Raw genomic sequence first — 13,184 nt, 5'->3', positions numbered from 1 at the left:
ACGATCCGACTTCAATAACTTTATTTGGCTTGCATGTAAATGAATATCTAAATTTTCACGAACATAAGTGATTTTTGATTCTTCTATAATTGAAATTAATGAAGATGCATTCATATTGCTTATTGCTTTGATATGGGGATGTGACATAATATCACCTTAATTCATTTTTAAGTAACTTTAAAGAATAGTAATAAAAAAGTTACTTTAATTATTACTATATCTAATCATATTAATAAAAATATCTAAAAAAATTGACAAATAAGAAAAATTAAAAAAATTAAAAAAATTAAAAAAAAAGTTAAAAGAAAATTAAAAAAGATAAAAAATTAATCATATAACTTATTTACAACAGTTAATGCCTTATTGAAATTCATCATACCAGATGTTAATAAAACCACCTTTAAGACATCCATCATCTCATCACGGCTAATGTCAAGTTCCTTTTTTGCTTTAGAAACCTGTTTTAAAAAGGAGGAACTTTCAGGATTTGTGGCAGAAATTGCAATGGCTATTAGCTTTTGAGTCCTGTAATCCAAAACATTGGCATTCCAAACATTCTTATCCAAATTTTCAATGGAATCATACAATTCTGGATCTTCTTTTTTAATTCTTCTAATGCCTTTGCCGTAAAAGACCTTTTCACCCATATCTCTACAACCTAATTTAAATTGCAATTATTCTTCAAATACCTTATTTGCAATTTGCAAAGCCTTATTGAATGGTTGCATACCTGAAGTTAACAAGACAACTTTCAATACATCAATAACTTCATCACGAGTGACTCCCAATTCCTTTTTAGCGCTCATGATCTGTTTTTCTGTAGCACGGCTGTCTGCATTGGAAGCAGCAATTCCAATAGCTATTAACTTTTGAGTCTTATAATCCAATGCCTTTCCATTCCATACAGCATCATTTAAAGCAACGATAGCTTGATACAAGTCTTCATCTTCCTCTTTTAATTTTCCCATTCCTTTTCCATAAAATACTTCTTTTTTCATTTTAATCCTCCAAAAATAAGTGAAAATAAAATTGCTAAAAATTAATTGTATAATTAATTGTTAATAATATTTTATTTAGAAAAATATTTAATATTATTGTAACTTTATCAGTATAAAAAGAAAATTAAGGTCTGCAAACCTTACATGGTTCGTAACCTTGACTAATTGCATCAGATCTGCTCTTGAATGTGACTTTATTCTTTTCAGAAATCTTCTTTCCCCATCTGCAGCTTGGATAGTGGAATTTATGACTGTTTGAACTTGCAATAAACGATCCTGAACTTGAACCGCTTGTAGAACCGGCTGTAAAACTGCTTGATGAAGAGCTTCCGCTGTTAGAAGAACTGTATGAACTTATATACTTTGAATATCCATTTGTATCAGGTGCCCAATCATATGGATAAAACTCACTTGGAGGAATGTACATGACTTCTGCCAATCCTTCCTTTAGAAGCATCTCATTTATGCTCTTTCCATCTACAATAACAACTGCCAAATACCTTCCATATTTATCTGTATATTTGGAATCATCAATGTCCAAACTGACTTCCTTATCCAAACATAATTTCTGAACAAAACGTTTTGAACAGATATAACCGGTTTGACCACGTTCTGGAGTGTTTACTCCAACCAAACGTATCTTGCCTAATCCGTCAACCTCTATTGTATCTCCATCAGTTACATAGGAGCATCTTCCAGTGAATTCAGCTTGACAATCTGTATCATCGTATTTGTTTAAAATATTGTCATTTGATTGGCCGGAATATTTTGAAAAAGGTATGTTATGGGTAAATCCTGTTCCAGAATATGCAAAACTAGCTGAAATAACGGATAATCCTAAAATCAAGACAATAAATATTATAAGAAAATCTTTACCTTCCAATTTCATATTAAATCCCCCTTTATCAATTAATAAAAATATTAATCTGAATATTAATCCAATTATTAACCAAAATAATTAATAATATATTACATTTGGAAATATATAAAATTTATCAAAAACATATATATATTATCAAGAAAGAAAATTTAAGGGAAAATTACTTGAGGTGTTGATGATGAAAATGCCTGAAACTATAGACACCATTATGTTTGCACCCTGTGGAATGAACTGCAAGCTATGCATAAAACACTTATCTGAGACTAATCCTTGTCCAGGATGTTTGATTGACAGTCCAAATAAGACAAAAAATGCACTGAAATGCAAAATAAAGAAATGCCTTGAAACAAAGAGAGTGAAATACTGTGGAAGATGCAGCGAATTCCCATGCAAACTCATTAAAAAACAGGATAAAAATTATAAGAAAAGATATAATTTTTCAACATTGAATAATGCAAAAAGGATTACTTACACAGGAATTAATAAAATAATGCTTGAAGATAAATTAAATTGGGAGTGCGAATCCTGTGGTGGAATCATAAGCATTCAAGAAAATATTTGCAGTGAATGTGGCCTAAAACATGAAAAACAATAGTTTTAATATGAAGACAAACAGGAACAGAATAAAATAGCTATAAATAAAAAATTATAAATTAGATTAAATATTATATAATATAGTACAAAACTTAGTTATGATAACTTTATGGCAAATTTAAAAAAATTCTAAAAAAGTGATAAAATGGCACGTATTGAATGTCCTAGATGTGGAAAAGTAAACGATGGAACTACCGATTTCTGCATTTATTGTGGGACTATCTTTGAAGAATATAATCCTGAAGATGATGATTTCAACATCTTTACAATTAGTCAGAAAACCTATAATAAAGGTACTAATTTAGGCTCTATGTCTGAAACCTCATCCTCTGGAAGGGGAAATTATAGATTAATGATCATCATAGGATATATTTTTGCTATATTGGGAAGCGTACTCGGCTTCATTTTTTCAATTTATTTGCTAACAAGAAAAGATGCAAATGCTAAAAAACATGGATTAATTCAATTGTTAGTGTTGATTATTGAGTTTACATTTATCGGATATTTAATATTATCTGGCCAAATGGATCCAAATATCATATTAAATCCATTCAATACTACAAATATGACCAATATGAGCCAAATCTACAATTCAAGTGCAATGAATATGACTGGTTCCAGTAATTTATCCAGTTTATTTGGTTTTTAAATAAACCATTCTCTTTTTTTATTTATAAATACTCTTTTTCTAAAAATAGCTAAAAATAGATTAAAAAACTCTTTTTCTAAAAAAAATAACTAAAAAAGAATAAAAATAGAATAAAAATAATAAAAATAATAAAAATAATAAAAATTATAAAATTTAAAAGATTAAAAAAATAAAAAGATTAAAAAATAGAAAAAAATAAGAAAAAGAGATTAATTAGAATTCTGCATCTCTTTCAATGTCTTCCCAGTTGTCAGTAAACCAATTGTAAACTCTTTCTAAACCATCATCAAATGAAACAGTTGGCTTATAACCGAGAATGTCTTTTGCCTTATCAATGGAAGATAATAATTTGGTTTTAGCATCCCAATTACGTCTTGCCACATAAGCGATTCCTTCTGGGTTTCCAGTTAATTCATTGACCTTATTTGCCATATCGATAACTCTATGATCCTTACCGGAACCAAGGTTAATCGCTTCTCCAATAGCTTCCTCTTCAACACCCATTGATAAGAGACCATTTACAATATCTCCTACAAAGGTCCAGTCTCTGGTTTCAGTACCATCACCAGTAATAGGCAATGCCTGTTTGGTCATAGACCAATAGAAGAAATTAGGAATTACATTTCTGTATTTTCCTGGAACTTCACCAGGACCGAATACATTGAAGAATCTTGCATTTACAATAGGCATATCATACAAGTTATGGAAGTAATTAGTATACAACTCACCAAGCAATTTGGTTACTTGATAAGGGGTGTGCAAGGAAATTGAAATGTCATGCTCTTCAAATGGCATTTTAGAGTCTAAACCATAAACTCCACAGCCGGAAGATGAATATACAAATCTTTCCACTCCAGTGAGCTGAGCGTATTGAAGCACTTTCAATATACCAATACCATTAACCATCAAATCTGTTTCAGGATTATCTACACTATTTTGGTTAGCAAAGTGAGCAGCCAAATGGAATACATAATCAGGTTTCATCTTGAATACACGTTTAAGCTCTTCATCATCAAGGATATCTCCTTGAACAAGCTCAACATTTTCATTTGTAGGAACATTCCATTCATATGCAGAGGACATGTTGTCAAGTATTATCACTTTTTCTGCACCAAGTTCAGCTAATCTTCTTGTTAAGTTACTGCCTACACAGCCAGCTCCACCAGTTACTAAAATAGTTTTATCTTGATATTCGTTATATTTAGACATAAAAATCACTTCAATAGTTAATAGTTAGTTGAAATCATATTAAATTAATTTATTTAAATTTAATACAATTAAAAATAATTTTAATTGTTTATATGTTATAGGATATGTTTTTATTATTAATAAAATTATTTAATGACTAAAATTAATAATGGTAATTAATACTGGTAATTAATACTGGTAATTAATACTGGTAATTAATACTGGTAATTAATACTGATACTAATATGGATAACTAACACGGAAAATTAATTACTAAAAAAAAATAATTAACCAATTGAACATTAATTAAATTTAAATAATAACTAGGAATATAATTAAAATTAAAGGTATTTAATTAGAGGGTGATAAAATGGATCTTGGTCCTGAAGAATTTTTAATATATGAAACTTATTTTGAAGACGAAAATAATGTAAATAGGAATGAAGGATGCTGCAGTACTTTAATTGTGCTTGCTGTGATTCTTATAATAGTGAATATCCTAATTGTGTAACTGAAATGAAAATTTAAAAGGTTAAAAAATGAGTGTATTTGATTATATCTGCCATAGAAGACCTGAAAGAAGTTTTTTCTATAAAGGACGTCAGTTTCCAGTCTGTGCAAGATGCACAGGATTTTACATTACTGGTATCGCCAGTATTATCCTAATAAATCTTTATCCTGTTCCCTATTCATTAACAACTTTACTCATTGGAATAATCCTTCTCATCCCATGTGCAATAGATGGATTTACTCAATTATTTGAGATGAGAGAAAGCAATAACATGCTTAGATTTATAACAGGACTTCTTGGAGGAGTAGGTATAATCCTCGTCTATGAGATGATGATAGAATTTTTTGTCTTTAATTTTTTATAAAAAAATAAATTTTAGAACATTTCTTAAGAAATATTGAAAGAAAAGAAGAAATAGAATAAAAATAATAAAATGAATAAAAAAAGTAAAAAATAAGTTAAATAAAAAATAAAAAAAGGAGAAATTTAAAAATCTAAAGAGATTTCAAAATTTAGCGTCTTGCACGGCCTACTTTACGTGCGATTACAATTTCTCCAACAGAAATAAGTCCTGCAAAGAACTTTTCAAGTCCACCAGTTGCCCAAATAGCTTCACCGAATGTAGAATTCTGAATGTTTTTCTCATACTCTTCAGCAGTGATTTTAACACCAGTAGTTCTTGTACTGATTTTAGCGGAAGCTTCCATCAATTCTTCCCAGGTAACTCCTCTAAGCTCTTTTTGCATAGCTTCATAGATTTTAACTACTTTAATGTCATATAATGAAGACATTGAATCTACAACATCTACAGATCTGCATACACCAATTACCTGATTTTCATCATTTATGATAGGAACACTGATTAGCTTATGTTTTGAAATTTCAATTACAGTGTTTTTAGCAGCCTCATTCTCTTTAATAACCAAAATGTTTTCAACAGGGTCCATCACTTCAGAAATTAATTTTTTACCTTCACGTAAACCTTTTGTAATGTTGAATGAAGTAATCCATCCTACCAATTTCATATCATCATCTAAAACAGGTGCGGTGAATCTTTTAGATTCTTCCATCTTAATGGAAACCGCTTCAATTGTATCATTCTTTGATACATGAACAAAATCCTTATCCATCATCTCTTTAGCTTTCATTTTCAAACACTTCTCCACATTTTTTTGATTTTTATAAAAATCTGTAAATATAATTTTTTCTTTTATTAATCATCCAGAACCAAATTTAAAGCACCTACAGGACATCTGCTGGTACATTCCTTACATCTTATACATTTATTATTATTGAGAAGAATCTCTCCATCCACCACCTTAATGGCTCCAACAGGACAGTTATCTTCACATAATTCACAGGCTACACAGATATCCTGATTGACATCAATATGACTGTAAATTACCACAGGACCTAAATCCCTTTTAAGGTTAATAGCTCCTTGAATGCATAAGTTAGCACAGGACCCACAACCGCAACAGCGGTCTTTGTCAATATATGAGTACAAATATCCATCATCAGTATCAATAGCTCCGACATTTGGACATGTTTCCCCATGCGCTTCAATGAATTCTTTAGTTCTAAGAGATATTGCATTGGTTGGACAGTATTTAAGACAAGATCCACATCCAATACATTCTTCACGATTGATGGAAATCTCTTCCATCTTAAGATTTCTATGAGGAACCTTTACTTCTTTCAATGTATATTCAACTGAATCATCTTCCTTAATGACTGTTTCAGCATCCCATACATAAATACATGAAACCGGACAAGTTTGAGCACAAATTTCACATTGCACACAATCTTCACCAATCTTAGCCCTTTTAAGCCAAGTAGAAGAACTGATTACATTGATAGGGCATTCATCAACACAAAGATTGCATCTAACACAACGAGGTGAAATGGTAATGAGCTTTTCAGAATCTTTGAAATCGTGAATCTCTATACTGAAGTCTTCAATATCTTCATCTAAATCTACAGATTTAAGAGTGATTTCCCTCTCCAAGGTTTCAATCTGCTTTTTTAGTTTAATTTCCATTTTCTTATCCCCATAGATAAAGTTTATTTATTCACTTGAATCAAGCAAATATTTATCAAATTCACAAGTTTTCAAAACATTATTATAATTATATCTTTTAAATAATTTAAATAATTTATTATATGCTTCTAATAATTTCCATATCTTTTTTTATAAGAACTCCATAAACTCTTCCAATTCCTCTAAATTAGGTAAACCGGAAATTCCAATAGCTTGAACAGATTTTGAAGCAACCCAATTTGCTATTATGCATGATTTAGCCAAATCATATCCCTTAAGATAGGAATATAAGAATCCTGAATTGAAGGAATCTCCTGCAGCTGTTGTGTCAATAGCTTCACATTCAAATGCAGGTATTTTAACCTCTTCATCCTTTTTGTTTATGGCATAAGCTCCATCAGAACCTCTTTTTACAACAACAGTGTCAATTCCATCATCACGGACATGCACAGCCAAATCCCTGAAGCTTAATTCATCTTCATCAGATAAATTTAACTTTTCTTTATAATAATCCTCAAAGAGTATTTTCAATTCGCTCTCATTTATGAGAAGAATATTGGTTCTTTCAAGGATTTCCCTAAGTTCCTCAACCCCTTTTTTAACATATAGCATACCAGGATCAAAACTTAGGACAATATCATCACCAAGGATTTTCAAGAGTTCCTTTTGAGCATAGAATGAATCTCCAACAAATGATGTGTAATGAAGTATCTTACACGCATTAACATTTAATGGATTGATTTCATCAATTCTAATCTCATCATTCACTCCAGGGTCCACATAAAGTGCCCTGTCTCCTGCATCGGAAACAAATCCCAATACCTTGCCGGAATTGCCCTCATCTGCATAGATGAGATTAGTGAGATAAACATCATTGATCATAAGATTGTATTCCAATAAATCTCCTTCCTCATCATCTGCAATCTTGCCTATATATGATGTTGAGCATCCAAGCTTTGAAAGACCTATGATTGTATTGGCAGCTGAACCACCCGGAGATTCCTCTTCACCTTTAATGAAGCTTTCCCCATCGATTTCTGCAATATGTCCAACCTTATAGAGCTTATCGACATTCAATGCACCAAAGCCTATTGCATCTACATTGATTGCATCATAGACAATCTCGTCAACACCTAAATCTTCAGCAGTCACATTTTTTGAAGAATTTGAATCATTAAAATCATTTTCATCCATTTAATTCACTCACATTTATTTTAGAGTTTCCATATAGAATTTTATTTCAAAATATCCAATAAATTGGTCTTATGTTCACCTAATTGACCTTCAAAGTTACCGGCAGAAATCCTTTCCACACCTGGAATGTCAATTATTGCATCAATAGCCTTTTTGATAGCCAAGTTCATTGACTCTTCATCAGTGGCGTTGATAACAATTTCAGGAATATAATTAACCCCTTCCGCAACTTTAGACTCTTCACCAAGCCTTTCCTTCAAGGAAGGACAATAAGGATGATTAGTGCTTGGACCAATTTCAGGGAAATTGGTTTCAGGCTTGCTTGCAGCAGAACATATTCCAAATGGAGTGCATACGCCTTCAACTTCCATAATTGTATCAATAATGATTCTACCTGCCTTTAAAACAGCCTCTTTAGTGGAACACATATACCAGAAGTTTCCGCCCATGATACCTTCTGCATAGGAGAGTTCTGATTCAATCTGGAAATCAGGAACTGCAATAGGGACATTGATCATTTTCCTTCCGTATTCCTCAATTTCCCATTCATATCCATCTCCACAATGACCTACACTTTCCATCATTGGAATTGAACCGACAGGGTTTTCGGTAATGCTGAAGACTCTTGTAAATGGCTTAACAAGAATGTCTTGGCGAATCCTATAGGACAGTTCCTTTTCAAACTTCTTCAAGTCATCAGTAAGCCAGAATTGAACAATAGCTCCAGGTCTTCCATCAGGAGTCTTGTCTCCATCAACAAATGCTTCCACACCTGCTTCCACTCTGCCAATGACAGCGCTTGGTGTAGCTGTAGCATCATAAGCCGCTTCCTTTACAGTCAATTCATCTTCTGCAGTAATCAATGCTCTAATGTACATTCCATCAAATGATTCAAAGAATGTATCTTCAACCTTATCATAATTTACCATAAATGTCATCTCATAATTAAATTATATTAATAATCAACGTAAATATAATTTTTAAAATTAATTTTTAAATATAATTTTTAAATAAAATTCTTAGAATTAACCTAAACCACCAATATCCTTACCACGAATGCCATTTCTCATCTCTTTGCTTAATTTAAGGAGATATTCCCTATTCTCATCAGTGATTATCTCAATGATTGGAGCTTCCTTATTATGGAACACCTTCTCAAACTCTTCAATAAGTGCGTAATCCACTTCAAAGTCTGCAAATGCTGCATTAGGACCTTTTTGTGAATACTCTTTTATGAATTCCAAAACATAATCCTTATCAAATCTAGCGTGAAGGTCAATCAAGATGGAACTAACGATGGTATGGTCAGATATAACTGCAATTTCAGCTACATTTAATGGGTATTCATTTCCATTGAAGCTGACAGACAATCCTCCATGGTCCCTTGCATACTGCAATGGCTCAACATCAGTGATGCTGTCACCCATATATATGATTGAACCATCTTCAAGACCAAACCTTTCAACTATATCCTCAACTGCAATCTGCTTGCCTTTTCCACCAACAGTTTTCACACTTTCAATATACTTGTTGATTTCAAACTTTGGAAACTCATTGAAGAAAATCTCATACAGGACATTGAAGTCATCTTCATTTTCGCCGCCATGTTCAAGTATGATCTTTCTGAACTCCTCAACTTTTTTAAGTTCTTCAATGAACTTAGGTGATTTGGTACCTACAATAGTTTGAGAACTGTTTGCATCTGATGAAACATTACTTGATTTTTTACTAAATTCATTAAAATTAGTAGCCCCATCTACATCTAGTTGTGTATGATATGTATTTTGGAATGGGAAATCAATATAATTGCATAGAGCTTCAATATATTGACCATAACTAGTACTAACTATAAAAGAATCAATAAGTTCATTTGCAAATTTAAGAGTGTCATCAGAACCATTAACAAGATAGATATTTTCCCTAGAAAATTCAATCATTTTTTCATTTGTAAGTCCTGCCAATTTATAGAATGGAACAATAAGCTTAAGTGTGTCACCAGCATGATAGTTTTCAAGCTTGACATCATCAACAAGATAATCATCAAAGCGACTGATGATCTTGAATAATTTTCCACCATCCTCAATAAATTCATCTGCCAATTCATAGGCATTGTCATTTAGTGTCAATGGTCCTTCACAATCAGTGATAAAAACTTTCTTAACCATAATCTAATCTTCCTAAACTTCAAGTCATAATTTCAATTTTCAATAAATGTAAATCCAATAAAAATAAAAAAAGAAAAAATTTTTTAAAAATTCTAAAATAATTTATAAGAACTGCCAGATTGTAGAGACTCTTGCTGCATTTAAAGGACAGATTGCCTCACAGTTTCTGCATGAAATACAATCCTCATGGTTTACTGTAACTTTTCCATCTTCAATAGCCAATGCATCAACTGGACAGTTTTTAACACAGACTTCACATAATTGACAAGCATGATGATTAATCTCTACAGTACCTTTTCTTCTTCCTCTAAGGTCTCTTTTAATGAAGAAGATCTCATGATTCCTATTTGTAAAGAACTCTTCCTTAAGTTTGATTGCTTCAAAACTACAGCTTTCAGCACATAAACCACAGTATACGCAGGAATTGTCTGTATCAATCACAATTGGATTAGGACCATCCAAACTTATGGATTCGGTTGGACAGACATCTCTGCATAATCCACAGCTAATGCAATTCTCATCAACTACTTCAATGCCTAAACTTGGTGGGAAGAATTCTACAAGGTCTAAAACCTTTACTACATCCAAATCCTTCTTGATTTGGGCATTTAGACGTTCATTAAGGAAATCTGTTACATTCACTACAATGGACCTGCAATTGGTACAGGTGAATATCTCAACATCTGCAAATTCCATATCTCTTGGAACATCCCTGATGTCCATTGAGTTTTCATAATCAAAATCATCAAAGTGATAATCATTGGAAATATCCTTGAGCAGCTTTACCAAAACATTGTCAATATTGGTGACACCTTTGGAAATGTTATGAATGTCCCTATCTATAATTTCAGATGCTATCTCCAATGTTTTAATCTTATTGAATGAATCGAATGCCTCTTCCCTTTCAACATAGTCAATAGCATAGGTCGGGCAGGAATGCATACATTCCTCACATCTTGCACAGTAAGCAGGGTCAATGAACGGCAACTTATTGGTTTTGCCTACATTTATAGCTCCCTTGGAAGGACATATCCTTGTACAGGTCATGCAACCGATACATTGGTCTTGGTCAATGCAGAGAGTCTTACCTTCTTTTACTGTTTTTGGAAGGATTTCCCCATATTTGATTGCATCGGTTGGGCAAGCCCTGAAACAGTATCCGCAACGGATACACTTATCCTCATCAATTTCACTATGGACTTCATCTCCACCTGAAGACCTTAAATGGATAGCTCCTGACTTACATGCATTCACACATGCACCGCAAGCTCTGCAAAGCTTCTTATTGATGTTTGGAACATTTTCACGAATTGGATCAGATAATCTCTTTGTAATGTGAATTGCATCATAAGGACATGCATTGGTACATAAGACACAACCAAAGCAATGCTCATCCAATTTAATGAACTTGGTGTTTTCATCCTGATAAACAGCATGAATGGGGCAAGCATCCAAACATGGCTTGTCCTTACAGTTGATGCACTTTTCATCATCAATTTCATATTCTATATGAACATCACGCAATGGTCTTGGAATAGGGTCAACAGTAACCATATTATGCACCTCCCACTAATTGAGAACCAATAAACATATTAAGCCCTCCTTTCTGCTAATTGAGAAGCCTTTACAGAAATGTGAATAACTTCCTCATCATTATCATTTGTATCAAGATTAAATTTAGCCAAGAAGTATTTGATAACTCCAAACGGACAGGTTTGATAACAGATACTGCATCTTAAACATTTTTCCTTATCTCTTACAATGGTATCGTTATCGCTGTCAAATGAAATTGCACCTGTAGGACAGTCTGGAATGCACATTTGACATTTCTTACAGTTATCTCCGTCCCAGGTGATGATTCTTATCTTCAACCTATTGATTGCATCTTCCAAGACTTCATGAACAACCTCTTCATCATTTAGAATTGTCAATGACTCGTCAAATATAGGCTTGAATTTCAATTCATCCAAAAATAGCTTATCAGTGCCTAATTGAATCAAGTCATCCTGTTTTGATTCTATATACTCCTCTAAGGTATTCACTGCCAAATTAATGATTTTCTTTTGCTCTTCAAGGTTGTTTACAAAGACTCCTTTCATTGCTCCTTTTACAGGACAGGTCTCTAAACATTTTCCACAGGAAATGCATTTTGACTGATTTACAACCAATCTGTCATCAATCTCTTCAATGGCACCGACTTCACATGCATCCATACACTTCTTGCATCTGATGCATAGGTACTCATCCACAATGTATTTTCTCTTTGAAGGAATGATATTGAATTCTTCACGGATGAAATGATTTTCACCACATTCCAATGTCTTTGGAGTGGATGGACAAACTTCTGCACAGAATCCACATCTTATGCATGCTGACTTGTTGATTACAGGGTAAATAAGACCTACTGAGTCCTCACTGTCTGAATCCCTAACCAATTTGATTGCATTTGGAGATGGGCATGATGCTGTACAGGACCCACAGCCGATACAATTTTCCTTGATTACATTAGGGAAATCCCTAAACCTGTCAGGCTTATGGGCTATGTCTTCCTTTGACTTTGCATCGAAAAAGCCATCTATCCATGTTTTTCTAGCAAATTCATAGATATACCATATGAGTGAAGACATTCTATTTCACCTCGAAAAAGTCTTTTACATCAGATTTGCCAGTATCAATATCAGTGATTGCAACCCTTTCAGTACATGCAATGCAAGGATCTGAAGATGCATAAGTAGCCACTGCATCAGCAACTGTAGCAACATCCTTAAGCATGTATTTTGCACATGAATCAATATTCATGATACTTGGAGTTCTGATGGAAATGCGTTTGATTAAATCCCCATTGGTTTCAGCCATATATCTTACTTCACCACGTGGAGCCTCGTTTCTCCATTCACCATATCCTGAAGGGATATCTACAGGAGTTCTTATATCTCCTTTAGGCATATTTTCAATAGCCTGTTT

General features: G+C 32.8%; 15 protein-coding genes and 1 pseudogene. 4 read left to right on the top strand and 12 right to left on the bottom strand.

The features are described 5' to 3' along the window. Nucleotides 1–326: 326 nt before the first annotated feature. From ACKI67_RS00135 to ACKI67_RS00125, 3 genes are all read right to left on the bottom strand, one after another. Complete coding sequence (locus ACKI67_RS00135) at nucleotides 327–674, bottom strand: carboxymuconolactone decarboxylase family protein (RefSeq protein WP_407461354.1); 348 nt, start codon at nucleotides 672–674, stop codon at nucleotides 327–329. Continuing rightward, on the bottom strand, nucleotides 675–998 hold the full coding sequence (locus tag ACKI67_RS00130; RefSeq protein ID WP_407461353.1) for a carboxymuconolactone decarboxylase family protein: 324 nt from the start codon (nucleotides 996–998) through the stop codon (nucleotides 675–677). Between the two features lie 124 nt (nucleotides 999–1,122). Continuing rightward, nucleotides 1,123–1,887 carry a thermonuclease family protein gene (locus ACKI67_RS00125; RefSeq protein WP_407461351.1) on the bottom strand — a complete coding sequence of 255 codons (765 nt, stop codon included), beginning with the start codon at nucleotides 1,885–1,887 and terminating at the stop codon, nucleotides 1,123–1,125. Between the two features lie 169 nt (nucleotides 1,888–2,056). Here ACKI67_RS00125 and ACKI67_RS00120 point away from each other — a divergent pair, with 169 nt between their 5' ends. Together ACKI67_RS00120 and ACKI67_RS00115 are read left to right on the top strand one after the other, a co-directional pair. After that, the gene (locus tag ACKI67_RS00120; RefSeq protein ID WP_407461350.1) at nucleotides 2,057–2,473 is read left to right on the top strand and encodes a DUF3795 domain-containing protein; all 417 of its coding nucleotides are present in this window, start codon (nucleotides 2,057–2,059) and stop codon (nucleotides 2,471–2,473) included. A gap of 144 nt (nucleotides 2,474–2,617) precedes the next feature. Continuing rightward, nucleotides 2,618–3,121: a hypothetical protein gene (locus ACKI67_RS00115; RefSeq protein WP_407461348.1), complete on the top strand. Its 504-nt coding sequence runs from the start codon at nucleotides 2,618–2,620 to the stop codon at nucleotides 3,119–3,121. A 213-nt stretch (nucleotides 3,122–3,334) separates the two neighbouring features. Here ACKI67_RS00115 and ACKI67_RS00110 read toward each other — a convergent pair whose 3' ends face one another. Then, the gene (locus tag ACKI67_RS00110) at nucleotides 3,335–4,330 is read right to left on the bottom strand and encodes an NAD-dependent epimerase/dehydratase family protein (RefSeq protein ID WP_407461347.1); all 996 of its coding nucleotides are present in this window, start codon (nucleotides 4,328–4,330) and stop codon (nucleotides 3,335–3,337) included. Nucleotides 4,331–4,679: 349 nt separating this feature from the next. Between ACKI67_RS00110 and ACKI67_RS00105 the strand changes: the two genes are divergently transcribed. Both ACKI67_RS00105 and ACKI67_RS00100 read left to right on the top strand, forming a co-directional pair. Continuing rightward, the gene (locus tag ACKI67_RS00105; RefSeq protein ID WP_407461346.1) at nucleotides 4,680–4,820 is read left to right on the top strand and encodes a hypothetical protein; all 141 of its coding nucleotides are present in this window, start codon (nucleotides 4,680–4,682) and stop codon (nucleotides 4,818–4,820) included. Between the two features lie 28 nt (nucleotides 4,821–4,848). Next, on the top strand, nucleotides 4,849–5,184 hold the full coding sequence (locus ACKI67_RS00100) for a DUF2085 domain-containing protein (protein WP_407461345.1): 336 nt from the start codon (nucleotides 4,849–4,851) through the stop codon (nucleotides 5,182–5,184). Nucleotides 5,185–5,332: 148 nt separating this feature from the next. On the opposite strand, the gene ACKI67_RS00095 is transcribed toward ACKI67_RS00100, so the two are convergent. From ACKI67_RS00095 to ACKI67_RS00060, 8 genes and pseudogenes are all read right to left on the bottom strand, one after another. Then, on the bottom strand, nucleotides 5,333–5,968 hold the full coding sequence (locus ACKI67_RS00095) for an HPP family protein (RefSeq protein WP_407461355.1): 636 nt from the start codon (nucleotides 5,966–5,968) through the stop codon (nucleotides 5,333–5,335). 65 nt (nucleotides 5,969–6,033) lie between these two features. Continuing rightward, entirely contained in the window at nucleotides 6,034–6,861 is an 828-nt protein-coding gene (locus ACKI67_RS00090; protein ID WP_407461344.1) for a 4Fe-4S binding protein, read from the bottom strand. 150 nt (nucleotides 6,862–7,011) lie between these two features. Beyond that, nucleotides 7,012–8,055, bottom strand: a complete 1,044-nt coding sequence (locus ACKI67_RS00085) for a carbohydrate kinase family protein (protein WP_407461343.1) — start codon at nucleotides 8,053–8,055, stop codon at nucleotides 7,012–7,014. Between the two features lie 41 nt (nucleotides 8,056–8,096). Beyond that, nucleotides 8,097–8,984, bottom strand: a complete 888-nt coding sequence (locus ACKI67_RS00080; RefSeq protein WP_407461342.1) for a formylmethanofuran--tetrahydromethanopterin N-formyltransferase — start codon at nucleotides 8,982–8,984, stop codon at nucleotides 8,097–8,099. A gap of 96 nt (nucleotides 8,985–9,080) precedes the next feature. Then, on the bottom strand, nucleotides 9,081–10,220 hold the full coding sequence (locus ACKI67_RS00075) for a hypothetical protein (protein ID WP_407461341.1): 1,140 nt from the start codon (nucleotides 10,218–10,220) through the stop codon (nucleotides 9,081–9,083). A gap of 102 nt (nucleotides 10,221–10,322) precedes the next feature. Next, nucleotides 10,323–11,774, bottom strand: a complete 1,452-nt coding sequence (locus ACKI67_RS00070) for a 4Fe-4S binding protein (protein WP_407461340.1) — start codon at nucleotides 11,772–11,774, stop codon at nucleotides 10,323–10,325. Nucleotides 11,775–11,812: 38 nt separating this feature from the next. Continuing rightward, on the bottom strand, nucleotides 11,813–12,847 hold the full coding sequence (locus ACKI67_RS00065) for a 4Fe-4S binding protein (protein ID WP_407461339.1): 1,035 nt from the start codon (nucleotides 12,845–12,847) through the stop codon (nucleotides 11,813–11,815). 1 nt (nucleotide 12,848) lies between these two features. Next, nucleotides 12,849–13,184, bottom strand: a pseudogene (locus tag ACKI67_RS00060) (hypothetical protein); the annotation flags it as partial.

Origin of the sequence: Methanobrevibacter sp. (assembly GCF_045577275.1) — an archaeon.
Lineage (GTDB): Archaea > Methanobacteriota > Methanobacteria > Methanobacteriales > Methanobacteriaceae > Methanobrevibacter.
Note: the sequence above shows the minus strand (reverse complement) of the source record. Positions and strands in the feature narration are given on the sequence as shown.